This is a genomic window from Haladaptatus sp. DJG-WS-42 (assembly GCF_037198285.1).
Lineage (GTDB): Archaea > Halobacteriota > Halobacteria > Halobacteriales > Halococcaceae > QDMS2.
In genome coordinates, this window is record NZ_CP147243.1 from 49,835 (window position 1) to 74,291 (window position 24,457).

At 60.2% G+C, this 24,457-nt stretch carries 32 protein-coding genes; 20 read left to right on the forward strand and 12 right to left on the reverse strand.

Annotation, left to right across the window (positions count from 1 at the left end; translation table 11 throughout):
* Window positions 1-2 precede the first annotated feature (2 nt).
* Window positions 3-686 carry a hypothetical protein gene (locus V5N47_RS00240; RefSeq protein WP_338728739.1) on the reverse strand — a complete coding sequence of 228 codons (684 nt, stop codon included), beginning with the start codon at window positions 684-686 and terminating at the stop codon, window positions 3-5.
* Between the two features lie 87 nt (window positions 687-773).
* On the opposite strand from V5N47_RS00240, the gene V5N47_RS00245 reads away from it, so the two are divergent.
* Window positions 774-1,454, forward strand: a complete 681-nt coding sequence (locus V5N47_RS00245) for a VOC family protein (RefSeq protein WP_338728740.1) — start codon at window positions 774-776, stop codon at window positions 1,452-1,454.
* Window positions 1,455-1,457: 3 nt separating this feature from the next.
* Here the strand turns inward: V5N47_RS00245 and V5N47_RS00250 are convergent, their stop codons facing one another.
* Window positions 1,458-1,748 (reverse strand): DUF5779 family protein, encoded by a 291-nt coding sequence (locus V5N47_RS00250; RefSeq protein ID WP_338728741.1) that lies wholly within the window; start codon window positions 1,746-1,748, stop codon window positions 1,458-1,460.
* A gap of 108 nt (window positions 1,749-1,856) precedes the next feature.
* Window positions 1,857-2,312, reverse strand: a complete 456-nt coding sequence (locus V5N47_RS00255) for a ferritin-like domain-containing protein (RefSeq protein WP_338728742.1) — start codon at window positions 2,310-2,312, stop codon at window positions 1,857-1,859.
* Between the two features lie 349 nt (window positions 2,313-2,661).
* On the opposite strand from V5N47_RS00255, the gene V5N47_RS00260 reads away from it, so the two are divergent.
* The 9 genes from V5N47_RS00260 to V5N47_RS00300 all read left to right on the forward strand — a co-directional run bounded on the left by V5N47_RS00260 (window position 2,662) and on the right by V5N47_RS00300 (window position 11,098).
* The gene (locus tag V5N47_RS00260; RefSeq protein ID WP_338730312.1) at window positions 2,662-3,897 is read left to right on the forward strand and encodes a 2-isopropylmalate synthase; all 1,236 of its coding nucleotides are present in this window, start codon (window positions 2,662-2,664) and stop codon (window positions 3,895-3,897) included.
* Between the two features lie 320 nt (window positions 3,898-4,217).
* The gene (gene ilvB, locus V5N47_RS00265; RefSeq protein WP_338728743.1) at window positions 4,218-5,978 is read left to right on the forward strand and encodes a biosynthetic-type acetolactate synthase large subunit; all 1,761 of its coding nucleotides are present in this window, start codon (window positions 4,218-4,220) and stop codon (window positions 5,976-5,978) included.
* On the forward strand, window positions 5,975-6,637 hold the full coding sequence (ilvN, locus tag V5N47_RS00270) for an acetolactate synthase small subunit (RefSeq protein ID WP_338728744.1): 663 nt from the start codon (window positions 5,975-5,977) through the stop codon (window positions 6,635-6,637). The genes ilvB and ilvN overlap by 4 nt, the downstream gene beginning before the upstream one ends.
* A complete protein-coding gene (ilvC, locus tag V5N47_RS00275) occupies window positions 6,634-7,689 on the forward strand; it encodes a ketol-acid reductoisomerase (protein ID WP_338728745.1) in 1,056 nt (351 codons plus the stop codon). Before ilvN ends, ilvC begins: the two co-directional genes overlap by 4 nt.
* Window positions 7,682-7,912, forward strand: a complete 231-nt coding sequence (locus V5N47_RS00280; protein WP_338728747.1) for a hypothetical protein — start codon at window positions 7,682-7,684, stop codon at window positions 7,910-7,912. Before ilvC ends, V5N47_RS00280 begins: the two co-directional genes overlap by 8 nt.
* On the forward strand, window positions 7,905-9,326 hold the full coding sequence (gene leuC / locus V5N47_RS00285; protein WP_338728749.1) for a 3-isopropylmalate dehydratase large subunit: 1,422 nt from the start codon (window positions 7,905-7,907) through the stop codon (window positions 9,324-9,326). Before V5N47_RS00280 ends, leuC begins: the two co-directional genes overlap by 8 nt.
* Complete coding sequence (gene leuD, locus V5N47_RS00290) at window positions 9,323-9,934, forward strand: 3-isopropylmalate dehydratase small subunit (RefSeq protein ID WP_338728750.1); 612 nt, start codon at window positions 9,323-9,325, stop codon at window positions 9,932-9,934. The genes leuC and leuD overlap by 4 nt, the downstream gene beginning before the upstream one ends.
* Window positions 9,927-10,907 (forward strand): isocitrate/isopropylmalate dehydrogenase family protein, encoded by a 981-nt coding sequence (locus V5N47_RS00295; RefSeq protein ID WP_338728752.1) that lies wholly within the window; start codon window positions 9,927-9,929, stop codon window positions 10,905-10,907. The genes leuD and V5N47_RS00295 overlap by 8 nt, the downstream gene beginning before the upstream one ends.
* 41 nt (window positions 10,908-10,948) lie before the next feature.
* Window positions 10,949-11,098: a hypothetical protein gene (locus tag V5N47_RS00300; protein WP_332899078.1), complete on the forward strand. Its 150-nt coding sequence runs from the start codon at window positions 10,949-10,951 to the stop codon at window positions 11,096-11,098.
* On the opposite strand, the gene V5N47_RS00305 is transcribed toward V5N47_RS00300, so the two are convergent.
* From V5N47_RS00305 to V5N47_RS00320, 4 genes are all read right to left on the reverse strand, one after another.
* Window positions 11,095-11,550, reverse strand: coding sequence for a DUF5799 family protein (locus V5N47_RS00305; protein ID WP_338728754.1), 456 nt, complete (start codon window positions 11,548-11,550; stop codon window positions 11,095-11,097). The two genes, V5N47_RS00300 and V5N47_RS00305, sit on opposite strands and share 4 nt — an antisense overlap.
* A gap of 41 nt (window positions 11,551-11,591) precedes the next feature.
* Window positions 11,592-12,017 carry an OsmC family peroxiredoxin gene (locus tag V5N47_RS00310; protein ID WP_338728755.1) on the reverse strand — a complete coding sequence of 142 codons (426 nt, stop codon included), beginning with the start codon at window positions 12,015-12,017 and terminating at the stop codon, window positions 11,592-11,594.
* Between the two features lie 73 nt (window positions 12,018-12,090).
* Window positions 12,091-12,813: a metal-dependent hydrolase gene (locus tag V5N47_RS00315; protein ID WP_338728757.1), complete on the reverse strand. Its 723-nt coding sequence runs from the start codon at window positions 12,811-12,813 to the stop codon at window positions 12,091-12,093.
* 53 nt (window positions 12,814-12,866) lie between these two features.
* Entirely contained in the window at window positions 12,867-12,992 is a 126-nt protein-coding gene (locus tag V5N47_RS00320; protein ID WP_338728759.1) for a hypothetical protein, read from the reverse strand.
* A gap of 143 nt (window positions 12,993-13,135) precedes the next feature.
* Here V5N47_RS00320 and V5N47_RS00325 point away from each other — a divergent pair, with 143 nt between their 5' ends.
* Both V5N47_RS00325 and V5N47_RS00330 read left to right on the forward strand, forming a co-directional pair.
* Window positions 13,136-13,510 carry a helix-turn-helix domain-containing protein gene (locus V5N47_RS00325; RefSeq protein WP_338728761.1) on the forward strand — a complete coding sequence of 125 codons (375 nt, stop codon included), beginning with the start codon at window positions 13,136-13,138 and terminating at the stop codon, window positions 13,508-13,510.
* The gene (locus V5N47_RS00330; RefSeq protein ID WP_338728762.1) at window positions 13,507-13,782 is read left to right on the forward strand and encodes a hypothetical protein; all 276 of its coding nucleotides are present in this window, start codon (window positions 13,507-13,509) and stop codon (window positions 13,780-13,782) included. Before V5N47_RS00325 ends, V5N47_RS00330 begins: the two co-directional genes overlap by 4 nt.
* Window positions 13,783-13,804: 22 nt before the next feature.
* Here V5N47_RS00330 and V5N47_RS00335 read toward each other — a convergent pair whose 3' ends face one another.
* On the reverse strand, window positions 13,805-14,377 hold the full coding sequence (locus V5N47_RS00335; RefSeq protein WP_338728763.1) for a DoxX family protein: 573 nt from the start codon (window positions 14,375-14,377) through the stop codon (window positions 13,805-13,807).
* A gap of 137 nt (window positions 14,378-14,514) precedes the next feature.
* Between V5N47_RS00335 and V5N47_RS00340 the strand changes: the two genes are divergently transcribed.
* Window positions 14,515-15,246, forward strand: coding sequence for a fumarylacetoacetate hydrolase family protein (locus tag V5N47_RS00340; RefSeq protein ID WP_338728764.1), 732 nt, complete (start codon window positions 14,515-14,517; stop codon window positions 15,244-15,246).
* Here the strand turns inward: V5N47_RS00340 and V5N47_RS00345 are convergent.
* Window positions 15,243-15,632 carry an alpha/beta hydrolase gene (locus V5N47_RS00345; protein WP_338728765.1) on the reverse strand — a complete coding sequence of 130 codons (390 nt, stop codon included), beginning with the start codon at window positions 15,630-15,632 and terminating at the stop codon, window positions 15,243-15,245. The genes V5N47_RS00340 and V5N47_RS00345 overlap by 4 nt on opposite strands.
* 53 nt (window positions 15,633-15,685) lie before the next feature.
* Between V5N47_RS00345 and V5N47_RS00350 the strand changes: the two genes are divergently transcribed.
* Together V5N47_RS00350 and V5N47_RS00355 are read left to right on the forward strand one after the other, a co-directional pair.
* A complete protein-coding gene (locus tag V5N47_RS00350) occupies window positions 15,686-16,210 on the forward strand; it encodes a gluconate 2-dehydrogenase subunit 3 family protein (protein ID WP_338728766.1) in 525 nt (174 codons plus the stop codon).
* Window positions 16,207-17,799: a GMC family oxidoreductase gene (locus tag V5N47_RS00355; RefSeq protein ID WP_338728768.1), complete on the forward strand. Its 1,593-nt coding sequence runs from the start codon at window positions 16,207-16,209 to the stop codon at window positions 17,797-17,799. Before V5N47_RS00350 ends, V5N47_RS00355 begins: the two co-directional genes overlap by 4 nt.
* 22 nt (window positions 17,800-17,821) lie before the next feature.
* Here V5N47_RS00355 and V5N47_RS00360 read toward each other — a convergent pair whose 3' ends face one another.
* Both V5N47_RS00360 and V5N47_RS00365 read right to left on the reverse strand, forming a co-directional pair.
* Window positions 17,822-18,460 carry a hypothetical protein gene (locus V5N47_RS00360; protein ID WP_338728770.1) on the reverse strand — a complete coding sequence of 213 codons (639 nt, stop codon included), beginning with the start codon at window positions 18,458-18,460 and terminating at the stop codon, window positions 17,822-17,824.
* 210 nt (window positions 18,461-18,670) lie between these two features.
* Window positions 18,671-19,258: a hypothetical protein gene (locus tag V5N47_RS00365; protein WP_338728771.1), complete on the reverse strand. Its 588-nt coding sequence runs from the start codon at window positions 19,256-19,258 to the stop codon at window positions 18,671-18,673.
* 163 nt (window positions 19,259-19,421) lie between these two features.
* Here V5N47_RS00365 and hisC point away from each other — a divergent pair, with 163 nt between their 5' ends.
* From hisC to tpiA, 5 genes are read left to right on the forward strand one after another with little or no spacing between them, the layout of a single operon-like run.
* Window positions 19,422-20,495 (forward strand): histidinol-phosphate transaminase, encoded by a 1,074-nt coding sequence (hisC, locus tag V5N47_RS00370; protein ID WP_338728772.1) that lies wholly within the window; start codon window positions 19,422-19,424, stop codon window positions 20,493-20,495.
* On the forward strand, window positions 20,492-21,001 hold the full coding sequence (locus tag V5N47_RS00375; RefSeq protein ID WP_338728774.1) for an adenylate kinase family protein: 510 nt from the start codon (window positions 20,492-20,494) through the stop codon (window positions 20,999-21,001). Before hisC ends, V5N47_RS00375 begins: the two co-directional genes overlap by 4 nt.
* Complete coding sequence (locus V5N47_RS00380; RefSeq protein ID WP_338730313.1) at window positions 20,998-21,603, forward strand: CDP-alcohol phosphatidyltransferase family protein; 606 nt, start codon at window positions 20,998-21,000, stop codon at window positions 21,601-21,603. The genes V5N47_RS00375 and V5N47_RS00380 overlap by 4 nt, the downstream gene beginning before the upstream one ends.
* A 59-nt stretch (window positions 21,604-21,662) precedes the next feature.
* Complete coding sequence (locus tag V5N47_RS00385; RefSeq protein ID WP_338728776.1) at window positions 21,663-22,190, forward strand: multiprotein bridging factor aMBF1; 528 nt, start codon at window positions 21,663-21,665, stop codon at window positions 22,188-22,190.
* A gap of 52 nt (window positions 22,191-22,242) precedes the next feature.
* The gene (gene tpiA, locus V5N47_RS00390; RefSeq protein WP_338728777.1) at window positions 22,243-22,887 is read left to right on the forward strand and encodes a triose-phosphate isomerase; all 645 of its coding nucleotides are present in this window, start codon (window positions 22,243-22,245) and stop codon (window positions 22,885-22,887) included.
* Here the strand turns inward: tpiA and V5N47_RS00395 are convergent.
* Window positions 22,884-24,401 (reverse strand): DUF87 domain-containing protein, encoded by a 1,518-nt coding sequence (locus V5N47_RS00395; RefSeq protein WP_338728778.1) that lies wholly within the window; start codon window positions 24,399-24,401, stop codon window positions 22,884-22,886. The genes tpiA and V5N47_RS00395 overlap by 4 nt on opposite strands.
* Window positions 24,402-24,457 lie beyond the last annotated feature (56 nt).

Here is a 24,457-nt window from a genome sequence, read left to right on the forward strand (position 1 = left end):
ATCTAGAACGGGAGAACGTTCCGAAGATTTTGCACGTAGAGTTTTGGCATGCGCTTTACTGCTCCTTCGAGCGCATCTCTGAGCGCCTCCGGGGCATCCTCGGTGATTCCTGCACCGTGGCCAACGAGAATTCGCTCTGGCCTAAGTCCCCGGAACGGACGGCGCGGTGGCGTCAGGCGCATCGCCGGATGGACGCCCAACCGCTCGTTGTTCGTACAGTAATAGGAGATGGTTCCAAACGCCTCTGGGACGACGAGCGTTCCGGTGGTATCGTCGTATAGTGCCCCTTCGTTCCAGAAGGAATTATTGTATACTTTCAACAGGGTGTACCCGGTGTCGGCAAGCGTCCCCTCGAACAGCGTTGTCGGGGCGTCAAGGTCGGCTGAAACGCCTTCCATCCACTTCGGGAGGTAGACCGACACGTCGTGTCGTCGCGCAATCGCGGCCGCGTCGCGTTTGTGGCGGTCGAGCAACAGCACCACTCCACCGACGGGACCGTGTTCTGCGAGCTGGTCGTCTAACCCTTCGAAATCGACCGGGTCAACGAGCCAGACGCGACCGGCGGCGACGAGCGCGTGGCTGGCGCGTTGCATCCCCTCGTCTGGATGGGCAATCCAGCCAAAGCCACCTTCCCACTCATCGATTCGTTCCGGCTCACGTGCCGTGCCGGAGGCTTTCATTGTCATACCACATCTCACGGGCGCACGCCGGATAAACGGAGGGCCTACCCGGTTCGGGAACCGCTTAAGGACAGCCCCGTCGTAGAGTCAGTTATGTTCTCGTCGCTCCGCTGGCTGGCACTCGAAGTGAAATATCTCGCCCCGGCCGTGTCGTTCTACCGCGAGCATCTCGGCCTCTCCGTGAGAGGTGAACGCGAAACAGAAGTAGCACTCGCCGTCGGCGACGCCGATCTGATTCTCCGTGCGCCAAGCTCCGTGCCCCGTGGCGGCCTGCACACGCACTACGCCTTCTCGACGCCAGCGGACGAGTACGACGACTGGTGGAACACACTCTCCCAGCACTTCGACCTCACCGAGTTTCAGTTTGGGGCGGCAAAATCGCTCTACTTCTACGACCTCGAAGGCAACTGTGTCGAGATTGGGCAAGCAACCGACGAAGGGGCGGGCATCACCGGTATTTTCGAAATCGTCCTCGAAGTCGAAGACTTAGACCGGGCGGTGTCGTTCTACACCGACCTCGGGCTCTCGATTCGCGACCGCGGCGACAATCGCCGTCGGGTACGCCTCGATGCAGGCCCCTTCGACATTGAACTGTGGGAGCCACAGCTCGGACTCGCAGACGCACGCGGCGGCGTCCACGTAGATATTGGCGTGACTGCCGCAGATGCAACGACAAAGGTAGAATCCATCACAGACCAGGCACTCTCGGTACGAGAAACAGAGACAGGGTACGTCATTCGTGACCCAGACGGGCACTATCTCACGATTGCGTGAGCTTCAGAGCCGTTCGGTGTTGATGCCAACGCCCGGTGGTGTGACGACGAGGAAATCACGAAAGTGCATGAGTTCCCCCTCTAAGTCGCGGATGTCACGGGCGAATCCAGCGGCAAGACTGTTCAGGTCGCCTTCGATGGCGAGAAACAGCGTTTTCCCCTCTTTGACGGCGGCGACCCACTCGTCCGGTGGCGTCTGCCCGTCTAACACGCCGAGTACAATTTCGCCGCTTCCCTTTCCTTCTTCTTCGAGTTCACTTTCTGCGGCTCGTAAATCGAGGTCGAAATCGCCCATATTGTAGGCTCGAAGGCAGGCGAGAAAAATATACTGTCGGTTGTCTGCGAGTCTGGACGTCCATCAGAGCGACGCCAAAAGAAAACCGTCCTCACTGACGCGCGGAGGTCAGTCCTTACGGTACTCTTTGCGGTAGCCGCGGAACTCCGTGCGGTGGGCTTCTTCGTCCGCGAGAATGGTGACGGCGAGGTCTTCGGTCACGGGGTCGTCTGCTTTCTCTGCGGCCTTGATGAGCTTTCGGTACGTGTCGATGGCGTCGATCTCTGCTTCGAGGACGCCATCGATGACCGAGAGCACGTCCGTGGAGTCTTCCGGCGGCTGGAGGTTCTGCTGGCGGGCTTCGAAGTCGTAGGAACTCGGCGGTCGCTCGTCGAGCTGTTTCAGGCGTTCGCCGAGCAGGCGCGCGTGGGAGAGTTCCTCGTTGATGTCCGCATCGAGGCTCTCTTTGATTTCTGCAGCGCGGACCCCATCCAGTACGATGGCGTTCGTGAGGTAGTTCATGACCGTTTCAATCTCGTCGGAATATGCGCGACGCAGGAGGCGGGTTACTTCTTCAGACATCACCTAAAACAACGTGCGCGAGCCTCATATCTTCTCGGGCCAACACGATAGGTTGCTTCGTTTTTCGTGAGCGTGATTGTCTCGCGCGACCGACCATCCGTCCAGTCGCCAGCCTCCCAGAGCGCGCGCACAATTTATTCCATTGTTTTGGGTGGAAAAGTTACTTTTTCATGATTATTCAAGCCTGCATTTGACGAGATAGCATACCACAGTGTATAAGGATGTTTTGAGAATATTGAGGCGTCGCAGTCATGCGGTTTTCAAACATTGCCGCTTTTTATCTGAGTTGTCAGCGTGAACGGATGAGTTGATCGAGCGACACTGTTATATATCCGGTAGATTGTTGGTTGCGATACAATGTCTCACCGACATACCGAGGAAACGTCGTCTCAGACGGCGGGTCGAGTTCTTCGAGGGCACGCTAACTAACACCACCGCCCCCGAGATTGACACGGTACGGATTTTCGACACCACGCTCCGCGATGGGGAGCAGACACCACGCACGTCGTTCTCGTATGAAGACAAACGCGAGATAGCGGCGGCGTTGGACGAGATGGGAACCCACGTCATCGAGGCTGGCTTCCCGGTCAACTCGGACGCCGAGTTCGAGGCCGTCCGCGACATCGCAGAGAGCACGCGCACCACGACGTGTGGACTGGCGCGGGTCGTCGACAAAGATATCGAGGCTGCACTGGACGCGGGCGTGGAGATGATTCACGTCTTCGCGAGCACCAGTGACATCCAGCTCGAAGACTCCATGCACGCCACTCGTGCGGAAGCGAAACAGCGCTCCGTCGAGGCAGTCAGGCGCGCAAAGGAGGCAGGCGTCACGGTGATGTACTCACCCATGGACGCGACGCGCACGAACCACGAGTTCCTCATCGAAGTCGTGGAAGCCGTGAGCGACGCAGGAACGGATTGGATTAACATTCCCGACACCTGCGGGGTTGCGACGCCCACGCGGATGGCCAAACTGGTCTCTGACGTGGTCGCGCACACGGACGCCTACGTGGACGTCCACGCCCACGACGACTTCGGGCTGGCAACGGCGAACGCCATCGCCGGGTTCGAGGCCGGTGCCCACCAGGCACAGGTTTCAGTAAACGGCATCGGCGAGCGCGCCGGAAACGCCGCCTACGAAGAGGTCGTCATGTCCGCAGAGAGTCTGTTTGGCGTCGATACCGGTATCGACACCACGCAGATAATGAAAATCGCAAAAATCGTCGAACAGTGCAGCGACGTGCCGATTCCGGCGAACAAACCTGTCGTGGGCAAGAACGCCTTCGCCCACGAGAGCGGGATCCACGCCGCGGGCGTCATCGAGAACGCCTCGACGTTCGAGCCGGGCGTCATGACCCCAGAGATGGTCGGTGCAACCCGTGAACTGGTCATGGGGAAGCACACTGGTACCCACTCAGTGAGAAAGCGCCTGCAAGACGAAGGGTTCGACCCAACCGAAGAGCAGGTGCGCGCAGTGACGCGGAAGGTCAAGGACTTCGGCGCAGAAAAACAGCAGGTCACCGATGACGTGCTCACGCGTTTTGCCAACGAAGTCGGCGTCAAAGAGAAGTCGGAGGTCAAAGCCTGAATTATGACTTCCGGCGTTTTTGCTCGTGACGAGCCTTGCGTGAACGATGTTCGAATGAGCAAGGTTTGCACGACGCACAACAGTTATAATGGGCGCGTCACATATCCGTCTACTAATGCAGACACTTGCCGCTCTCACGCGCTCGCAGGCGACGAGCGGTGCTGCGGTTCAGCTCATTATTGTAGGGGTCTAGCTCCCCTACCTACCCCCATTTCCACCGATTTTTGCACTGACCACAAAGCCACGGCACTTGCGATACGACACCCTGCGACCACGACCAAACCGATGACCACCCGACCCACACCAACGGAGGCCCGAACATGAGCGAACGGGCAACCTCCACCTATCCAGATTCGACCGAGGAATCGACCGACGAGAAACCCACACGCCGCCCCGTGACCAACGGCGCACAGTCCGTTGTCCGGGCGCTCGAAAACGCGGGCGTCAAACACCTGTTCGGCGTCCAAGGCGGCGCCATCATGCCCGTCTACGACGCGCTCTACGATTCGGAGATGACGCACGTCACGATGGCCCACGAGCAGTCTGCATCCCACGCCGCAGACGCATACGGCATCGTGTCAGGCACGCCCGGTGTGTGTCTCGCCACGTCCGGACCGGGCGCGACGAATCTCGTGACCGGTATCGCAGACGCGAACATGGACTCAGATCCAATGATCGCGCTGACGGGACAGGTTCCGTCGGGCATGGTCGGCTCTGATGCGTTCCAAGAGACCGACACCACGGGCGTCACCGCGCCAATCACCAAGGCGAACTACTTCGCTTCAGACACCGACACCGTTGGTGACATGGTCGGCGAAGCGTTCGCCATGGCCGCGAGTGGCCGACAAGGGCCAACGCTCGTTGACCTGCCAAAGGACATCACGAACGCGCCGACCGACCGAGAGCCGGGGCCGGGTCGCACGCCATCGACCTACAACCCGCGGACAGACCCTGACCCAGAGGAAGTGTCTGCGGCCGCAACCGCGCTCGCGGGCGCGAAAAAGCCCGTCATCCTCGCCGGGGGCGGCGTCATCAAGGCAAACGCGACGGAGCAACTGCGCGAGTTCGCAATCGAACACGAAATCCCCGTCGTCACGACGATGCCTGCCGTTGGCGCGTTCCCCGAAGACCACCCACTCTCGATGGAGATGGCTGGCATGCACGGGACGGGCTACGCCAACATGGCCATCACCCACTGTGACGTGATGTTGGCCGTCGGCACGCGCTTTGACGACCGACTGACCGGCGGCATCGACACGTTTGCGCCGGAAGCCGAAATCATCCATATCGACATTGACCCTGCGGAAGTTTCGAAGAACATCTTCGCAGACTATCCAGTCATCGGCGACGCCGGAACGGCGCTCACGCGCCTGTACGACGCGATGGCACACGAGCCGGACGCAGACGAGTGGCGCGAACGGTGCCAGACGTGGAAAGACGAGTATCCGATGGATTACCAGACGCCCGAAGACGAGCCGCTCAAACCGCAGTTCGTCGTCGAGGCGTTCGACGCCGTGACCGACGATGACACCATCGTCACCACGGGCGTTGGCCAACACCAGATGTGGGCTGTCCAGTACTGGACGTTCAAAGAGCCACGGACGTGGGTGTCTTCGCACGGACTTGGCACGATGGGCTACGGCCTGCCCGCCGCCATCGGCGCGCGACTGGCCGCCCGCGACGACCAAACCATCATCAGCTTCGAGGGAGACGGGTCGTTCCTGATGACCCTCCAAGAGCTGTCGGTGGCCGTCCGTGATAACATGGACATCACCGTCGCCGTGCTCAACAACAAGTACATCGGCATGGTTCGCCAGTGGCAAGACGCCTTCTTCGAAGGCCGCCACTCGGCGTCTGAGTACGGCTGGTGTCCCGAGTTCGACAAGCTCGCAGAAGCGTTCGGCGCGAAAGGGTTCCGCGTCGATGAGTACGACGAAGTTGCAGACACCATTGAGGCCGCGCTGGCCTACGACGGCCCGTCGGTCATCGACTTCCACATCGACCCCGGCGCGAACGTCTACCCGATGGTTGCAAGCGGCGCAGCAAACGGGCTGTTCGCCCTCTCGGAGGACCAACTATGACGCAAGGACTGCAAGGCCCCCGACCAGAAGAACGCCCTCATCCGGAGGGACGGCGTAACGCACAGGGGAAACGCATCGACCCGGTTCAGGAAGCAGAACAGGAGTCTCGACGAGCCACCGTTTCCGCGCTCGTCAAACACGAACCCGGTGTGCTCTCGCTCGTTTCCGGGCTGTTCAGCCGCCGCCAGTTCAACATCGAGAGTTTGACCGTCGGACCGACGACGGTTGACGGTCACGCACGCATCACGCTGGTGGTCGAAGAAACCGACGCGGGTATCGACCAAATCAAGAAGCAGTTGGCAAAGCTGAAACCCTCTATCGCCGTTGGCGAACTCAGTTCGGACGCCGTCCGCGCAGAACTGGTCTTGCTCAAGGTGCAGGGCCACGAGCCGGACAAAGTTCACGCCATCACGCAGATGTACGAGGGTCAGACGCTCGACGCCGGGCCGCGCACCATCACGGTGCAGATTACGGGTGACCAGCGGAAAATCGACGACGCCGTCGATGCGTTCCGTCAGTTCGGTATCATCGAAATCGCCCGGACGGGTCAGACCGCCCTCGCGCGCGGCGACACGCCGACGACGCCGGGCGAATCGCCTGCCGCATCTGCAGAGAGTACCGCTTCAGAAACGCAAGACAGTTCCAATACACACCAATGACAGACGAAGACGAATTTACCACGACCGTATATTACGACGATGACGCAGACGACGCACAGCTCGCAAACAAGACGGTAGCCGTCCTCGGCTACGGGAGTCAGGGCCACGCCCACGCACAGAACCTCGCAGACAGCGGGGTTGACGTGGTCGTTGGCCTCCGCGAGGATTCCGCGTCCCGACAGGCTGCAGAGGCAGACGGACTGCGAGTGCGCAACCCCGTACAGGCCGCAAAAGAGGCAGACATCGTCTCCGTGCTTGTTCCGGACACCGTCCAGCCAGCCGTCTACGAGCAAATCAAAGACGAACTCGAACCCGGTAACACGCTCCAGTTCGCCCACGGATTCAACATCCACTACAGTCAGATCGAGCCAAGCGAAGGCATCGACGTGACGCTCGTCGCCCCGAAGAGTCCGGGCCACCTCGTCCGCCGCAACTACGAGGCCGGACAGGGAACGCCGGGGCTCGTCGCCGTCCACCAGGACAGCACGGGCGAGGCAAAACAGGAGGCACTCGCCTACGCGAAGGCAATCGGCTGTACGCGCGCCGGGGTCATCGAGACCACCTTCCGCGAAGAAACCGAAACCGACCTGTTCGGCGAACAGGCCGTCCTCTGTGGCGGCGTGACGAGCCTCGTCAAACAGGCGTACGAGACGCTGGTTGACGCGGGCTACAGCCCGGAGATGGCGTACTTCGAGTGTTTGAACGAACTCAAACTCATCGTCGACCTGATGTACGAAGACGGCCTCGGCGGCATGTGGGATTCGGTTTCCGACACCGCGGAGTTCGGCGGACTCACCCGCGGTGACGAAATCGTAGATGAACACGCCCGCGAGCGCATGGAAGACGTGTTAGAGCGCGTCCAGGATGGCACGTTCGCCCGCGAGTGGATCGTCGAGAATCAGGCGGGTCGCCCGAGCTACAACCAGCTGCGTGACGCAGAGAAGAACCACGAAATCGAACACGTCGGCGCGCGTCTGCGCGACCTGTTCGCGTGGAGTGAAGCTGAGCAAGAGGACACAAGCGAGAAGAAACGGGTGAAAACCGATGCCTGAAAAGGGCACGATGAAAGATGTGAGTCACACGAACCCCTACACGGGGGAGGCCTTTGGCGACAGTGTGGTGTACAAACGAGGCGTCGTCATCACCGACGGTGGCCACGACCCAGAGCGAGAAGGCGAGGCAGAGACGATGGAAGACGTAGATCATGAGCCGCCGAACGGCGAGGGTGCAAACCCCGTCTTCGAGCGAGGCCCTGACGTAGAAGACGATGAGTAAGGGAACGCTGTACGACAAGGTGTGGGACCGGCATAAAGTCACGACGCTCCCGAACGGGCAAGACCAGTTGTTCATCGGACTGCACCTCATCCACGAGGTGACGAGTCCACAGGCGTTTGGGATGCTCCGCGAGCGCGACCTCGAAGTCGCCTACCCGGAACGCACCTACGCGACGGTTGACCACATCGTCCCGACGGCAGACCAGTCGCGGCCCTACGCCGACGACGCTGCAGAGGAGATGATGAGCGAACTCGAACAGAACGTCCGCGACGCGGGCATCCAGTTCGCAGACCCGGACTCCGGGAATCAAGGCATTGTCCACGTCATCGGACCAGAACAGGGTATCACCCAACCCGGCATGACCATCGTGTGTGGCGACAGCCACACCTCGACCCACGGCGCATTCGGTGCGCTCGCGTTCGGGATTGGCACGTCGCAAATCCGCGACGTGCTCGCCACCCAGACCGTGGCGATGGAGAAAAAGAAGGTGCGGAAAATCGAGGTCACTGGCGAACTCGGTGACAGCGTCACGGCAAAAGACGTCATCTTGACCATCATCAGCAAACTCGGCACCGACGGCGGCGTCGGCTACGTCTACGAGTACGCGGGCGAGGCCATCGAGAGCCTCGACATGGAAGGCCGGATGAGCGTCTGCAACATGTCCATCGAGGGCGGTGCGCGTGCGGGCTACGTGAACCCGGACGAGACCACCTACGAGTACCTGCGCGAGACGGACGCCTTCGCGGACGACCCCGAGAAGTTCGAGCATCTGAAGGAGTACTGGGAGTCGATTCGCTCCGACGACGACGCCGAGTACGACGACGTGGTGACCATCGACGGCTCCGAAATCGAGCCAACCGTGACGTGGGGAACCACGCCCGGGCAGGGTGTCGGCATCAAACAGCCGGTGCCCGCCCCCGAAGAGCTGGCTGCAGACAAGCAGGACACCGCACGCATGTCGCAGGCGCACATGCGCGTCGACCCCGGCGAGACGATGGAAGGCTACAAAATCGACGTGGCCTTCCTCGGCAGTTGTACCAACGCCCGACTGCCAGACCTCCGTGCAGGGGCGGCAATCGCCAAAGGACGGCAGGTTCACGAGGACGTTCGCGCAATCGTCGTCCCCGGCAGTCAGCGCGTGAAAGCCGCGGCCGAGGCAGAAGGTCTCGATACAATCTTCACCGAGGCAGGCTTCGAATGGCGCGGTGCGGGTTGTTCGATGTGCCTTGGCATGAACGACGACCAGTTAGAGGGCGACGAAGCCTCTGCGTCCTCGTCGAACCGGAACTTCATCGGCCGACAGGGGAGCAAAGACGGGCGCACCGTCCTGATGAGCCCCGAGATGGTCGTGGCAGCGGCGGTGACTGGCGAGGTCACTGACGTTCGCGAACTGAAGGAGGTGGCCCAGATATGACCGACGTTCCAAGCGTCACCGACGCCTCCGGGACGGGCATCCCCGTCCGCGGAAACGACATCGACACAGACCAGATTATTCCAGCGCGGTTCATGAAGGTCGTCACCTTCGAAGGACTCGGTGAGTTCGCGTTCTTCGACAAGCGGTTTGACGAAAACGATAACCAGAAAGACCACCCGTTCAACGAAGACCAGTATCAAGGTGCGTCGATTCTCGTGGTCAACAGCAATTTCGGCTGTGGGTCCTCGCGCGAACACGCCCCACAGGCGCTCATGCGCTGGGGAATCGATGCCATTGTCGGCGAATCCTTTGCCGAAATTTTCGCGGGCAACTGTCTCGCGCTCGGCATCCCGACGCTCACCGCAGACCACGAAGCGGTTACCGAGATTCAAGACTGGGTCGAAGCGAACCCGGACGAAGAACTCGACGTTGACGTGGCCGCAGAGACCGTGACCTACGGCGGAGAAACCGTCTCCGTCACTGTAGACGACGCCCAGCGACGGGCGCTCGTCGAAGGCGAATGGGACACTACGGCGTTGCTCAAATCCAATGCAACTGCCGTCGCAGAGACTGCAAACGCCCTGCCGTACATGGAGAGCGATGACTGAACAAATCGCGGTGATTCCGGGCGACGGAATCGGGCAGGAAGTGACGCCCGCCGCCGTGGACGTCCTCGACGCCCTCGACCTTGGTTTCGAGTTCGTCTCCGGCGACGCTGGCGACGCAGTGAAAGCAGAAACTGGCGAGGCACTACCGCAAGCGACGAGCGACCTCGTCGCCGCCTCCGACGCCACGCTGTTCGGCGCGGCAGGCGAGACCGCGGCGGACGTGATTCTCCCGCTTCGTGCGCAGGTCGAATCCTTTGCAAACGTGCGCCCGGCAACGGCGTATCCCGGCGTCGAAGCGCTCAAACCGGACACCGACCTCGTGTTCATCCGCGAGAACACCGAAGGCGTCTACAAGGGCATCGAATCGGAGATTGCCCCCGGTGTGACGACGCTTACGCGCGTCATCACCGAAGAAGCCTCCCGGAACATCGCGGAGTTCGGCTTCGACTACGCAGAACAGAACGGCTACGACACCGTCACCATCGCACACAAGGCAAACGTGATGCGCAAGACGGACGGGCTGTTCTTGGAGACGGCGAAACAAGTCGGCGATGAGCGCGATGTAGACTACGACACGGCGCTCATGGACGCGCTCGCAATGCACCTCATCCTCCGGCCGGAGGAGTACGGCGTTGTCATCTGCCCGAATCTCGCGGGCGACATGCTCTCTGACTTGTCTGCCGGACTCGTTGGCGGCCTTGGCCTCCTGCCAAGCGCCAACGTCGGCCACGAAAACGCATTGTTCGAACCGGTTCACGGGAGCGCCCCGGACATCGCCGGCCAGGGCATCGCCAACCCGGCGGCGACGATTCTCTCGGGGGCGATGTTGCTCGACCACCTCGACTACGGCGAAGAAGCGGGACGGGTTCGCAGTGCTGTTGAATCAGTGCTCGAATCCGGCCCGCACACGCCGGACTTAGGCGGCGACGCGAGCACGGAAGACGTGACGGCGGCAATCATAGAACGCCTGTAACGCCCCCTGATTTTATCTTCTGGGGCGTGCTATTTGTTGCTATGCCCCGCGTGCATTTAGACGAGAAGACGCTCGAACGCTTAGATGGGCTTCGTCAGGAAGACGAATCCTACGACGAGATCATCACCGAACTCATCAACATTTACCAAGCAGAAGAGCTGACGCTCCACTACAGCGGCGAAGAACTCTAAGCCTGCTCTGCGGCCACGCGGCGAATTTCGTCCCAGCGCCCATTCTCTTCTAAGTGACGCTGGAGGGTTTCTGCGTACTCGTTTGCGAGGCGTTCTGCGGCACGGATTTCTGCTTCGTCGACTTCCGGCTCGTTACTGCCGAGTCCGAGCGCGTTTTTCACCGACTTCATCATCCCGCCGGACTGCTTTTTCTGCGGCGGGCCGCCCATCCCGCCTTGCATTTGCTGGCGGATGTTGTCGAGTTCAGGCACGATGTCTGGCAGTTTCTCGGTGTTTGCGACGAGTTTCGCTTGCTCTGGGTCGGCTGGATGCTCTATTTCCAACTCGACGGCCATCATAATGAGCCCCCACTCCTGTCGGGTGAGTTGCGATTCTGCGATGCGGTCTGTGAACAGGTTATCGACCGTCATGCGTGCGCCGACGATGCGGTCAGTCCAAGGGCGCTCTGACATACACACTCCTAAAATAAGCGAACGTATCAGGGTTTCCCCGCTCAGACGAGCGCGGCGTTCATCTCAATGTCGATGGCACCGAGCGCCCGCGAGATGATGCAGTTTTCTTTTGCCCCGGTCGCAATTTCGAGGAACTCGGCTTCGTCAACGTCGGGAGCAGAGCCTTCGAGGTCAACGACGATTTTCGTAATTGACTGGGCGCCATCCACTTTCTCTAAATGGACGTTCGCTGTCGCACTCACTTTCTCCGGGTCGTAGCCCGCACGCTGGAGGTCCGCAGCGACTTGCATCGCAAGACAGGCGGCGTGGGCTGACCCGAGCATCTCTTCTGGGTTCGACTCACTCCCATCTTCAAAACGCGACATAAACGTATAGGGCGCTTCGATGACGCCACTGCCGGTTTTGACGGTTCCTGATCCTTCACGGAGCGTTCCCTCCCACACAGCCTCAGATGAACGTACTGGCATGGTACGTCAGGTACAATGGTGAGACGACAAAATAACTGTGGCGTGTGAACAGGCCACAAAAAGGTGTGGTGGGTTACTGGGCTGCGAGGTCGAACGTTTCGTCGCCGTCGAGGACGACAACCTCCGTGCCACTTCCGGTCGCCGTCACTTCTTTCTTGAAGTCTTTCGGGTCCTGTTCGATTGGGGGGAACGTGTCGTAGTGCATCGGGAAGGCGTAGTCAGCGTCGAGCCAGTCTGCGGCGATGGCCGCCTGCCACGGGCCCATCGTAAAGTGGTCGCCAATCGGAAGCGCCACGGCGTCGGGTTCGAGATACGGGCCGATAACGTCGCGCATCTCGGTCATGAGGCCGGTGTCGCCTGCGTGATAGAACGTGTAGCTGTCTTCGTCTGCGACCTGCGTTGGCAACGTGTCACTGATGATGAACCCGCCGGGCATTCCGCCCGAGTCTGCGTACTCGGACATGAGGCCGTTGGTGTGGTCTGCGCGGTGCATCGTGACGAAGGCGTCACCGCACTCGACGGTGCCGCCGATGTTCATGCCAATCGTGTCCTCGTGGCCGAACTCGTCTGTGATGTAGGCGGCGAGTTCGGGCGTGGCGACGACGGTTGCGTCAGTAAAGGCACCAGCGTCTGCGATGTGGTCTGCGTGCCCGTGTGTGAGCAACAGATAGTCCGGAGACGGAACGGCTTCGGGCGATTTCTCCGTCTTTGGGTTGTCGAAAAACGGGTCGATAAGGAGGCTCGTGTCGCCTACGTCCACCTGCCACGTCGAGTGTCCGTACCAAGTAAGTTTCATGCCACATGTGAGTTGTGAGCAGAGCCACTTAACGACTGAGGAGAGTGCACGACTCACCGGAAATAGCGCAGATAGTATCCGGCGGCGAGCGCTGCACCGAGGGTGAAGCCACTAAAGGGCTCGTCAGTAGCGACGTGGGTTGCTTCCGTCGTCGCGGCGGCCACAACGCCCGGAACCACCGCGGTGAGTGTGACTGCACACCAGAGCAGACACAGCCCCGCAACCGGTCGGTTTCGCAGAGTTAAATGTTCTCTAGGGCGTGACCTAAGCGTTCTGCCGCGACGATGCAGTTTTAACATGCGGGAGACATGTTCCAGACTGAATGGTGCGAGACGGCTGGAAGCAGACCGCTCCAGACGTGCAGATAGTTCTCGATACGTTAGACGACTCTGTCTGTCAGTCGTTGCTCAAAGAACTCACGTCCACGAAAACGGTACAGGAACTCGCAGAAACGGCAGACGTTCCGCGGTCGACTGCGTATCGGAAAATCAATCAGCTTGAAGCGGCGTCGCTGGTAGAATCGTTTATTGAGGTTCGAACCGACGGCCATCACACGACGCGCTACCGGCTTGCCTTCGAGGACGTAACGTTCAGTCTCGATGCGAACCGCGAGTTGACAGTCGCCATCACGCGCCCACCAGACGCCCCAGAAGACCGGCTGGCGTCGCTTTGGAACGAACTGAGGAAAGAAACATGACCGAACTGATCACCGTCGTCGTTGCACTCAAAACAATCACACTCGTCCTTGGTGGGCTCATCACCTACTTTGCGTACAAAGCCTACCGTCGGACGAATGCCCCCGCACTGAGAGCACTTACTATTGGGTTCGGTATCGTTACAACAGGATCGTTGCTCGCTGGTATCGCAGACCAGATAATGGGTGTCGATGCGAGTCTCGTCGCCGTCATCGAAAGTGGGCTGACGGCCGTTGGCTTCGCTGTGTTAGTGTACGCACTCTACGTCGAGTAAATACCGTAGAAAAAGGCGTGATTCAGCCGAAGATGTACTGGAGGCGTGGGTAGCGCTCGATGAGCGGTTCGCCACGGACCTCGATGCGTTCTAAGTAGGTGTCGAGGCCGAGGATGCGGCCTGCACCGAAGGCGGCCACGGCGAGGAAGACGAGCATGTACGCGAAGTCGCCGTTGATGACGCCGTGTTCGATGCTCCAGTTACCGAAGTAGAACATGAGCATCATGAACGCGCCGAAGAACGCCGCGAGGCGGGTCAGTGCGCCGACGATGAGTCCAAGACCGATGAGGAGTTCACCCCACGGGACGGCGATTGCGAGGAAGTCAGCGAACCATGCGGTCTGTCCCATCCAGAGGAACATCCCTTGCAGTGGGTTGCCGTTGGTCGCCGCGACGTTCAGCAGGTAGCCCTGTGCGCCCCAGCCAGCTTCGAGCACCTTTTCGAGGCCTGCGTTCAAGAACGCAACCCCCATCATGAGTCGGAGTGCGAGGACGAACCACGCGCTCAGGCTGTGTGCTTCACCGCGAACCGTAATGCCACCGAGGTGGCTTTCGAACGTGTTTGCTCCTTCGAGGGTTGGTCGAGTAGTTGCCATTTTTATCACCTTACAAGTAATGCTACGCAAACAACCAGTATATAAACCAAAGCTGAGTCTCAACCCCTGGGAATCGACCCACTGTGAGGGTTTGCCACAGCACAAACGCTTAACCAGCCACAGACACGACCGGACGTATGCGACACGTTCGATTCCGCGACCCGGCAGGGTCGGTACGAACTGGTGAGTGGACCGACGAAGGCATTGTTTTCGCGGGCGAAACCTACGACCCAGACGAGGTGGACGTCCTTCCCCCGTGTGAACCGTCGAAAATCGTCTGTGTCGGACTCAACTACGCAGACCACGCCGCAGAACAGAACTCAGAGATTCCAGACCGCCCACTTCTGTTCCTCAAACCGCCGAACACACTCGCTGGCCACGGCGACGAGGTGACGCTTCCGTCGGGTAAAGAGCGCATCGACCACGAAGCGGAACTCGGCGTTGTCATCGGCTCGCAAGCGAAAAACGTCGATGCCGAGGACGCGATGGACTACGTGGCGGGCTTTACGTGCGTAGACGATCTCTCGAACCGCGACGACCAGCGCAAAGAACAGAATTGGATTCGCGGCAAGGCGTTCGACAACGCCGCGCCAGTCGGCCCGGTCGTGGCAACGCCCGACGAAGTCCCGGACGATGCTTCGGTCAAACTCTGGGTTAACGGTGAACTGCGCCAAGAGTCCTCGCGCGCTGAGTTCATCTTCTCGATTCCAGAACTCATCGAGGAGATTACGTCCTATCTAACGCTCGAAGAAGGCGACATCATCTCGACGGGGACGCCAGCGGGCGTCTCGCCGCTCGAAGACGGCGACGTGGTCGAAGTCGAAGTCGAAGGCGTTGGCGTACTCGAACACGCCGTTCGGATTCCCTAAGCCCGCGCGTCGCTGACCGCTTCGATCTTTTCGAAAAATGCTTCGAGTTCAGTGGCAACGCGTTCTGGCGCTTCGAGTTCCAATTGTAACCCGATAGCCGCGCCGCTCGACCACCCGACGACGTGGATGAGGCCAACGTTTATCGCGTCGAGAAATGCTGCAATATCGCCAGCGAAATCTGCGAAGAAATCGACCGGTTCTGCATACGATGAGTCGCCACACCCTCTCAAGTCCACGGCGAGGAGGTGATAGCGGGGGTCGATCGCGTCAAAGACGAGTTCCCAGTGAATCGACGACGAACAGTTCGAATGGATGAACAACACTGGGTCTGTCTCACCCATGCGTTCACGATAGGCGAGTTGCTCGCCGCTCGGCAGTGTGACCACATGGGGTGCGGATGACAACGCATAAATTTAGGGTGGCCTAATTCTGCGCCAAGATGGAGTTGACGCGTCGAGACGCACTTAGTGCGCTTGCGAGCGTTGGAATCGTCGCCGGTGGCGGGTCGGCGTTCCTCGCAAGTGGCGACGACGGAGCGGACGTGTCACGTAGACAAATTGTCGAAACCATGGGCGCTGCTGCAGACGTACTCTACCCCACGGAAGTGACCGGGATTCATGCATTTGTCGAGACGTATTTGACGAGGAAGATAGATGGACGACCGGCGTACAGAAGCCAACTCGGGCGTGCGGTGGTCGAGCTGAACGAGACGGCACAGGACTGGTACGACGCACCGTTCGCAGAGTTGTCGGTCGAACTCCGAACGCAACTCCTTGTCGAGATGGGGATTCCCGAAGCCGACCCGAGTGCAGACCCAGGCGAAACGACGGCGCGGCGACTTCGATACTACATCTGGAACGACCTTCAGTATGCCCTCTACTCGTCGCCAACTGGCGGCCGTCTCGTCGGCATCGAGAACCCACAGGGACACCCCGGTGGGTTAACCTACACAAAGCAACCATGACCCACACCGGAATCCCCCGCACTGACGTTTGCATCATCGGTGCTGGCCCTGCGGGAGCCCTGCTCGCAGATACGCTCGCGGCGGCGGGCCACGACGTGGTGGTACTCGAAGCCGGACCGCGCTTCGACCCAACGGACAGGCTCGAACGGATGGAACGGTCGATTCGACCGGGTGACAGCGGTCTTTCGGTGTGGGACATGGGCGGAAAACGAGATGCCTACACGTCTTCCGGTGAGAACTTTTACCCGCTCAACCACGCTCGTGTAAAGGGCGTGGGCGGAAGTACGCTTCACTGGCAGGGGATGGTGATGCGGTTGCACGAATCTGACTTCGCCGCGACCGGGCCAGCGGGCGGCGAGTGGCCAATCGACTACGACGATTTACGCTCGTACTACGCGAATGCAGAGCAAGAACTCGGCGTCGCCGGGGCAGTGGATAATCCGTTCTCTCCGCCGCGAGATGAACCGTATCCGATGCCCGCCTTCGCCCCCTCGCACTCGGACTCGATTTTCGCAGAAGCGTGCGAAGCGCTCGAAATCACGACTCACTCGGTAGGGAACGCCCGCAACTCAGTGGCGTACGACGGCCGTTCTCAGTGCGTTGGCTACGGGACGTGCAATCCCGTCTGCCCGTCAGGCGCGAAGTACTCTGCCGACACAACCATCGAGAAAGCAGAAGCGAAGGGCGTTCGCGTCGTGACCGAAGCCCCCGTTCAACGCCTCGAAACCACTGCAGCTGGCGAGCGAGTCGAAGCCGCCATCTACGCGAAAGACGGGCGGACGTACAGACAGGAAGCCCGCCAGTTCATCCTTGCCGCCGGTGGTGTCGAAATCCCACGACTGCTCTTACTGTCTGCATCAGACGAACATCCGGACGGCCTCGCGAATTCGAGCGGCGCAGTCGGGCGCTATTTCATGGAACACCTGTTTGCGGGGATGGGCGGCGTACTCTCCGGCCGTGAAACCCGACAGAACCACGTGGGATTCATGACGACCGAAAGTCACCAGTTCTACGACAACGACGAGCCCGGAATCGGCCCTATCAAACTCGAATTTTTGAACTACGCTGGGCCATCGCCGGTCGAAATTGCAATGGACTCAGCCGAGTATGGCGACGACTTGCTCGAAACCCTCAAAGCCTCCTACGGTCACAATCTCGCGATGGGCGCACTCGTCGGCCAAGAACCCCGAAAGGAGAATTACATCGGCCTCGACCCCTCCGAGACTGACGACCACGGAAACCCCGTCCCTGATGTTCATTGGCGGATTGGCGAGCAGGAGAAACGGACCATTGCCCGTGCGAATGAGATTCAACAAGCCGTCTTGGACGAACTCGGCGTAGACATCAGGTGGAAAATCGGGCCAGAGAACACCGGGCCGACGTACCACCACATGGGCACGACGCGAATGGGAACGGACCCGGAGACGAGCGTCGTCGATGCGCGCTTGCGATGTCACGACGTGGCGAATCTTACGATTGCGTCGAGCAGCGTGTTTGTCACGTCAGGGGCGATGAACCCGACGCTCACGATTGCGGCGTTGGCACTCCGTGCTGCCGACTTCGTCGATGAATCGTTAAAACAAGCGTAAGGGGAAGACGAGGCGACCGTGACTAGTCGCGGTCGTCCCAGTCCTTGTCGTCTCGGTCGTCCCAATCGTCTTCGCCGCACGCACACATCTTGCCGTTGTTGTAGGCGTCTAAGACCTTGTAGAGACATTCGCCGTTTGCTTCGAGTTTGTCCCACTCACCGGTGCACCTGTTTGGGAGCATTATCTTTGCATCCCACGTTCTCATGGGTGTGTACTTCGGCGTCCCGAACTCAGCGAAGCCAGCGGCGTAGAGCCACCGAACTGCCACGCCCGGCACACCGTAGTAGCAGCGGCCGCCGCCGATACACTTGTCTGCGGTGCCGCGATACCGGATACACGAGTCTTCTGCCCCGGCGTACTGGTTGAGCTTCGCCGCGACGAGCGCTTTTGCGAGAATACGGTTTTTGTCACCTCGAACGGGCTGTTTCAGGAGGTACTCAATCCAGAACTCTTTGCGGGCGCGCTTGTTGGCGATTTGCAGCACGTCAACCGGCCACGCTTCGGGATGGTTCTTCCAATACCCAGGTGACCGTGCACAGACTTTCCGTCGGTCTCTGTCACCTCGTGCTGCGGCTTTGCCCGGAATGGCAAGCGACGCCGCTCCTGCGATGAGCGCACCGCGTTTGAGGAGCGTCCGTCGTGAAGTACGTATGTCAGTCATGAGTTTTCACCTGAATTGAAATTCTCTACCAATTGACTTTGTTACATGTCTGTTACCTCAGTTTTGGTTGAACTACCAATCAGTATGGGGACCATTTCAGTGTGAACGTTCAGCTTAGCAACTGGAGCGAATCGTGAGCCGAGAGACGTGTCACTCGTGAACCAGTGGTTAGCCTGTCGTGAACCTCGTGTGCAGAAAAGAAATGGGAACTCAGTCGGCCTTGCAGGCGCAGAGCATGCCGTTGTTGTACGCGTCGAGGATTTCGTAGAGACATTCCCCGTTCACCTTAACCTTGTCACGTTCGCCAGTGCACTCGTTGTTGAGCATAACCTCGAGCTTCCACGTGGTCTGTGGCTCGTAGCCGTTTGCGAACGCTGGGAACCCAGAGGTGATGAGCCACTTGTCTGCCACGCCGGTCACGCCGAAGTAGCAGCGGCCGCCGCCGATACATTTGTCTGCGGTGCCGCGATACCGGATACACGAGTCTTCTGCCCCGGCGTACTGGTTGAGCTTCGCCGCGAGTAGCGCCTTTGCGAGGATGCGGTTTTTATCGCCTTGAACGGGTTGTTTCAGGAGATACTCAATCCAGTATTCTTTGTCCTTTTCGAGGCCGCCAACTTTGACGGTCTCAACTGGCCACGCCTCGGGGTGGTTCTTCCAGTATCCCGGCGATCGCGCACAGACAACTTTTCCACAACCGGCCGCAGAAACTGTTCCCGGTATGCCAACTGCCGCCGCACCCGCGATGAGTGCGCCGCGCTTTAACAACGTTCGTCGTGAGGTTTGAAAATCTCTCATTTTTGGGATTCCCCGGTGACAAGAACGCAAGAAATGTATATTGTTATCAATAAACATCCCTTTGAAAGCGCATTTTACCAGAAAACGGAATGAGGGGATTAAATCGTCACACCACTTGCCCGAGGTGGGTGCGTTTAAGGGCGCACGCCGATAGCAGACAGGTATGCAACCACGGGACCTCTCCTCGCACACCGCCTACCGCGCGGGGCGTGGCATCGAGGAGGTCGCACGCGAGTTGGGCATCGACCCAGCGAATCTAGTAAAACTCTCTTCTAACGAGAACCCACACGGACCGAGTCCGAAGGCCGCGGCCGCCGTCGAAGCCGCCGCGCCGACCATCCACACCTATCCGAAAACGTCGGCCGCAGACCTGACCGACGCCCTCGCAGAGAAGTGGGACGTCACTGGCGCACAGATCTGGCTCGCAAACGGCGGCGACGGCGCACTTGACTACCTCTGTCGGGCGATGCTCGAACCCGGAGACGAAGTACTCGTCACGAAACCCGGCTTCGCCTACTACGCGATGAGCGCGCGATACCACCACGGCGAGGTGAACGAGTACCCCCTCAAGAAACGCGATGACTTCGCCCAGACTGCAGCCACAGTGCTCGACCACTACGACGGCGAGCGCATCATCTTCCTCACGAGCCCACACAACCCAACTGGCTCTGTCATGGCACTCGATGAAGTCGTGACGGTGGCAGACGAAACCGCAGAGGAAACGCTCGTCGTCGTTGACGAGGCCTACGGCGAGTTCGCGGAAATGGACAGCGCCATCTCGCTCCTCTCCGACCGCGACGACATCGCCGTTCTCCGGACGTTCTCGAAGGCCTACGGTATTGCAGGACTTCGGCTTGGCTACGCTGTCGTCCCCGACGACTGGGCCGACGCCTACGCCCGGGTGAACACGCCCTTTGCCGCGAGCGAACTCGCCTGCCGGGCCGGACTCGCCGCGCTCTCTGACGACGAACACGTCGAGAAATCCGTCGAAACCGCCGCGTGGGCACGCGAGTACATCGCCAACAATCTCGACGCGAAGACGTGGAATAGCGCCGGAAACTTCGTCCTCGCGGACGTCGGCGACGGCTCTGCGGTTACGCAGGCCGCCCAGCACGAGGGCATCATCGTCCGCGACTGTTCGAGCTTTGGGCTGCCCGAATGTATTCGAATCACCTGCGGAACCAAGGAGACCACGAAGCGCGCCGTGGCCGTGTTGAACGAGGTGCTCACCGCATGAGAGTCGTCGTCACGGGCACGCCCGGGACGGGCAAGACAACGGCCACAACCCTCATCGACACCGACCTCGATGTGGTTCACCTGAACGACGTGATTCGAGACGAGGAGGGCCTCTATAGCGAAATTGACGAGGAACGCGATAGCCTCGTTGCCGACCTCGACGCCGTCCGCGAGTGGCTCGCAGACCGCGACAACGTGCTCGTGGATTCGCACCTCGCCCACCACCTGACGGCGGACAAAGCAATCGTGCTTCGCTGTCACCCAGAACAGCTCGAACAGCGGCTGCTCGACCGTGGCGAAGCCGCGCAGAAAGCACGCGAAAACGCAGAGAGTGAAGCGCTCGACGTGATTCTCTCAGAAGCCGTCAACGAACACGGGCTCGAATCCGTCTACGAAATCGACACGACCGACCGAACGCCCGAGGCGGTTGCCGCGGACGTAGAAGCCGTCATCGCCGGTGACCGCGCACCGTCTGCGGGCGAGGTTTCCTTCATCGACTATCTATAATGCTCGACAAATTCAGACCCGTCGCAGACCGACTGCTCGCCCCCTTCGTCACCGTCGCCGCCCGACTCAATCTCACCCCTGACAGCGTGAGCGTCGTGGCGTTCGTCCTCGCGGTCGCCGCCGGTGGCGTCTATTATCTCGCCGGACAGACACCCAGCTACTACCTCGTCGGCGCGGTGCTTGTCTTCCTGAACGGCTGGCTCGACCTCGTAGACGGCGCACTCGCCCGCGAATTGAACGTTGCCTCGCGCTCCGGAGATTTGCTCGACCACGTCCTCGACCGTTACGCCGACATCGTCGTGATTGCGGGCCTCATGGCTGGCGTTGGCGAGTACGCGATTGGCTTCGCCGCCATCACGGGCGTGCTCATGACCTCGTATCTCGGGACGCAAGCACAGGCGGTTGGCTTAGACCGCGTCTACGGTGGCCTCGTCGGGCGAGCAGACCGGCTTGCGCTCATCGGCCTCACGACCGTCGTCGCGGCGTTCATCCAGCAAGTTGGCGGCGTGTCACTCGTCGTCGCGCTCCTCGTGTTCTTCGCGATTATCGGCCACGTGACGGCGCTCCAACGCTTTTACTACTCGATGCGGGCGCTCACGTAAACCGCCTGCAGGCGGCCATCCGGCGTGCCATTTATACACGCCCCTTGCTAAGTGGGGCTATGGCTCAATGTGAGATGTGCGGAGACGAGTCTGGTTCGCTTACGACCGTTAAGGTCGAGGGAGCTGAACTCCAGCTTTGCGACAGCTGTTCGCAGTTCGGGACGGAGGTTCGGACGCAGAAATCTTCTTCCAGTTCGTCCACCAAGTACTCGACCAGCAGTTCGTCTGGCAAGTCGTCGACGAGTGGCAGCACGTCGAGTTCATCGAGTAGCGGCTCGACACGCCGTCGCCGGGACATGTTCGACGATATGGACGAGGTCGCAACCGACTACGACAACCGCATCCGCGAGGCGCGCGAGGACAAGGGATTGAGTCAGGAAGAACTCGCAAAGAGTCTCAACGAGAAGGCGAGTCTCATCCGCAAACTCGAACGCGGCGACATCCTGCCAAACGATTCCGTCCAGAAGAAACTCGAACGCGCGCTCAACATCAGCCTCTCTGAGAGCGCTGACACGGATTCAGAGTGGGAGGGAAGCGCCTCCACGACCACGACGCTCGGTGACGTCGTAAAGCGCAAGGACAAGTAACGCAACTACTGCGTCTCGCAATCTATTTGTCGCCGGGGAATCGCCTCCCGGTATGTTCGTTCTCGTAAACCTGAAAGCCTACCCCTGTGACCCGGTCGCCGTCGCAGAGGCCGCAGCAGCCGTTGCTACAGACACAGACGCCCGTATCGCCGTCGCGCCGCAGGCCGCACACCTTTCTGCGGTCGCAGCGACCGGCGTCGAGACATGGGCACAGCACGTGAGCCCCGTCGAATACGGCAGCAACACCGGCAGCACGCTCGCTGAAGCCGTCGTAGACGCCGGCGCAGAAGGGACGCTCATCAACCACTCAGAAAAGCGCCTCAAACTCGCAGACATCGACGCAAGCGTCCGCGCGGCAGAGCGCGCCGGATTAGAGACGATTGTCTGTGCGAACAACCCCGCACAGGTCGGTGCCGCCGCCGCCCTCGGTCCCGACGCGGTGGCCGTCGAACCGCCGGAACTCATCGGCACGGGCACGCCCGTGAGCAAAGCCGACCCCGGCATCGTAACCGGTGCAGTGGACGCGGCGAACGCAGTTGACGAGTCGGTGTCCGTCCTCTGTGGTGCTGGCATCTCGACCGGCGAAGACGTAATTTCCTCGCGCGACCTCGGCGCAGAGGGCGTCCTCCTCGCAAGTGGCGTGGCAAAAGCAGACGACCCGCGTGCCGCACTCGAAGACCTCGTCTCCGGGCTCTAAGCGCGCTGGAGGTCGGGCAAGAACTGTGCTTCGATTACGTCGATAATTTCTTCGAACTCTGCGTCGCTGAGTCGGCCGTCGTGGGCGGCTTCGATGAACTGCGGGACGCTGTAGTCGTAGTGGCCACGTCCAAGGTGGGTGACCACACCAACGTCCTTGAGCGTAGCGTTGCAATTGTACGCAATCGTCCGGTCTGCCTCTCCGCCCGTGGCGACGTAGGCGTCCATGGGCTCAGCCGGGCCATGCTCGCTGTAGTAGGCGAGCATTCCGCGTTCGATGGTGTCGAGTTCGGCTATCGAGCGACAGAGCTGTTTGACGAGCGGGCGATTCCCGCCAATCTGGAGTTCGTCAAAATCAGGTTCAGGACTCGGTGTTTCCGGTTCCGGTTCCGGCTCAGGGTCGGGTTCCGGCGCGTCGTGCTCGTAATTATCGAGCCCCGATTGTTCTGCATCGCGCATCCGCGAGGGCTGGGTAGTGTCGAGCATCGCTTGGGCGAACTGGTCTGCCATCCGGCTCATGTCGCGGGCGTCCGCGAGTTCGGCTTCGAGTTGCGAGATATGCTGTTCTTTCTTTTCGAGTTGGGCTTTGAGCCGTTCGACCTCGTCCTCGTGCTGGGCGCGCTTGTCGGTAATCGTCTTCAACTCGGAGACGAGCGAGTCGCTCACCGATTTGAGGTCGGGGCGCTCGAAGTCGTCTAAGCCGGGGGTCGCACCCGCGTCGAACGTCGTCTTGCGCCTGAACTGGACGCGACGAATGCTCTCTGCCCAATCGGTCATCAAGAACGCCTCGCCGTCACCCATGTTCTCGATGGCGTTTGCGTACTCGGTGCCGATGACGCGTTTGACGACTTTGGTGTCGTTGCCCCACGTCAGGCGGTGCCAGACGAGCCAGTCACACTGGGTGATAAAGTCCTTTTTCACGTCGGCCGGACGTTGGCTGATACCGGTGATGCCGAGTCCGTGTTTCCGCCCGCGTTTCCCGATTTTGATGAGCATGCGGCCACACTCGTCTAAGCCCGGGCCTTCGGGGAGGTACTCGTGGACCTCCTCTACGAGCATCAAGAAGGGCTTTTTCAGCTTCTTCTCTTTTGCGAACAGTTGCTTCGTGACCGCAGTGAGGAGGTCTTTGGCTTCGCTCTCATCGAGATAGCCAGACACGTCAAGAATGATGGGAACGTTGCCTTCGAGGGCGAGCGACGCGATTTTCTCTGCGTGCTCCGGGCCGACCATGATGTCACACTCCTCGTCTGCGCCGACGTGGAGCAATTCAAATTTCTCCTTGAGCCCGTAGTACTCGCCGTCGGTGTCAACGATGAGGATGGGGAAGTTGTTCGAGAGGAGTTTCTCTGCGACGACGCTCGCCGTGTTCGATTTCCCCGACCCCGATTTACCCGTGATGAAGCCACGACCGGTGAGCACCTCGACGACGGGCAGGGAGACTTTCTCCCCGACAGTGCCCTCGCCTCCTGGGCCGTCGCTCACGTCCGCGACTGTGATAGTTTCTACATCTGCCATGTGCGCGTATCACACTGGTCGCAGGCCTGCCCTATATACTGTTGGCTGTCGGTTTC

Bases quoted from the DNA above. Each gene is read 5' to 3' on its own strand.
- V5N47_RS00240 (WP_338728739.1), bottom strand. From the start codon at position 686: ATGACAATGAAAGCCTCCGGCACGGCACGTGAGCCGGAACGAATCGAT.
- V5N47_RS00375 (WP_338728774.1), top strand. From the start codon at position 20,492: ATGAGAGTCGTCGTCACGGGCACGCCCGGGACGGGCAAGACAACGGCC.
- V5N47_RS00295 (WP_338728752.1), top strand. From the start codon at position 9,927: ATGACTGAACAAATCGCGGTGATTCCGGGCGACGGAATCGGGCAGGAA.
- leuD (WP_338728750.1), top strand. From the start codon at position 9,323: ATGACCGACGTTCCAAGCGTCACCGACGCCTCCGGGACGGGCATCCCC.
- V5N47_RS00310 (WP_338728755.1), bottom strand. From the start codon at position 12,017: ATGCCAGTACGTTCATCTGAGGCTGTGTGGGAGGGAACGCTCCGTGAA.
- hisC (WP_338728772.1), top strand. From the start codon at position 19,422: ATGCAACCACGGGACCTCTCCTCGCACACCGCCTACCGCGCGGGGCGT.
- V5N47_RS00250 (WP_338728741.1), bottom strand. From the start codon at position 1,748: ATGGGCGATTTCGACCTCGATTTACGAGCCGCAGAAAGTGAACTCGAA.
- V5N47_RS00335 (WP_338728763.1), bottom strand. From the start codon at position 14,377: ATGGCAACTACTCGACCAACCCTCGAAGGAGCAAACACGTTCGAAAGC.
- ilvN (WP_338728744.1), top strand. From the start codon at position 5,975: ATGACGCAAGGACTGCAAGGCCCCCGACCAGAAGAACGCCCTCATCCG.
- V5N47_RS00360 (WP_338728770.1), bottom strand. From the start codon at position 18,460: ATGACTGACATACGTACTTCACGACGGACGCTCCTCAAACGCGGTGCG.
- V5N47_RS00280 (WP_338728747.1), top strand. From the start codon at position 7,682: ATGCCTGAAAAGGGCACGATGAAAGATGTGAGTCACACGAACCCCTAC.
- V5N47_RS00245 (WP_338728740.1), top strand. From the start codon at position 774: ATGTTCTCGTCGCTCCGCTGGCTGGCACTCGAAGTGAAATATCTCGCC.
- V5N47_RS00385 (WP_338728776.1), top strand. From the start codon at position 21,663: ATGGCTCAATGTGAGATGTGCGGAGACGAGTCTGGTTCGCTTACGACC.
- V5N47_RS00350 (WP_338728766.1), top strand. From the start codon at position 15,686: ATGGAGTTGACGCGTCGAGACGCACTTAGTGCGCTTGCGAGCGTTGGA.
- V5N47_RS00305 (WP_338728754.1), bottom strand. From the start codon at position 11,550: ATGTCAGAGCGCCCTTGGACTGACCGCATCGTCGGCGCACGCATGACG.
- V5N47_RS00395 (WP_338728778.1), bottom strand. From the start codon at position 24,401: ATGGCAGATGTAGAAACTATCACAGTCGCGGACGTGAGCGACGGCCCA.
- V5N47_RS00315 (WP_338728757.1), bottom strand. From the start codon at position 12,813: ATGAAACTTACTTGGTACGGACACTCGACGTGGCAGGTGGACGTAGGC.
- V5N47_RS00365 (WP_338728771.1), bottom strand. From the start codon at position 19,258: ATGAGAGATTTTCAAACCTCACGACGAACGTTGTTAAAGCGCGGCGCA.
- ilvB (WP_338728743.1), top strand. From the start codon at position 4,218: ATGAGCGAACGGGCAACCTCCACCTATCCAGATTCGACCGAGGAATCG.
- V5N47_RS00330 (WP_338728762.1), top strand. From the start codon at position 13,507: ATGACCGAACTGATCACCGTCGTCGTTGCACTCAAAACAATCACACTC.
- V5N47_RS00300 (WP_332899078.1), top strand. From the start codon at position 10,949: ATGCCCCGCGTGCATTTAGACGAGAAGACGCTCGAACGCTTAGATGGG.
- leuC (WP_338728749.1), top strand. From the start codon at position 7,905: ATGAGTAAGGGAACGCTGTACGACAAGGTGTGGGACCGGCATAAAGTC.
- ilvC (WP_338728745.1), top strand. From the start codon at position 6,634: ATGACAGACGAAGACGAATTTACCACGACCGTATATTACGACGATGAC.
- V5N47_RS00340 (WP_338728764.1), top strand. From the start codon at position 14,515: ATGCGACACGTTCGATTCCGCGACCCGGCAGGGTCGGTACGAACTGGT.
- V5N47_RS00325 (WP_338728761.1), top strand. From the start codon at position 13,136: ATGGTGCGAGACGGCTGGAAGCAGACCGCTCCAGACGTGCAGATAGTT.
- V5N47_RS00355 (WP_338728768.1), top strand. From the start codon at position 16,207: ATGACCCACACCGGAATCCCCCGCACTGACGTTTGCATCATCGGTGCT.
- tpiA (WP_338728777.1), top strand. From the start codon at position 22,243: ATGTTCGTTCTCGTAAACCTGAAAGCCTACCCCTGTGACCCGGTCGCC.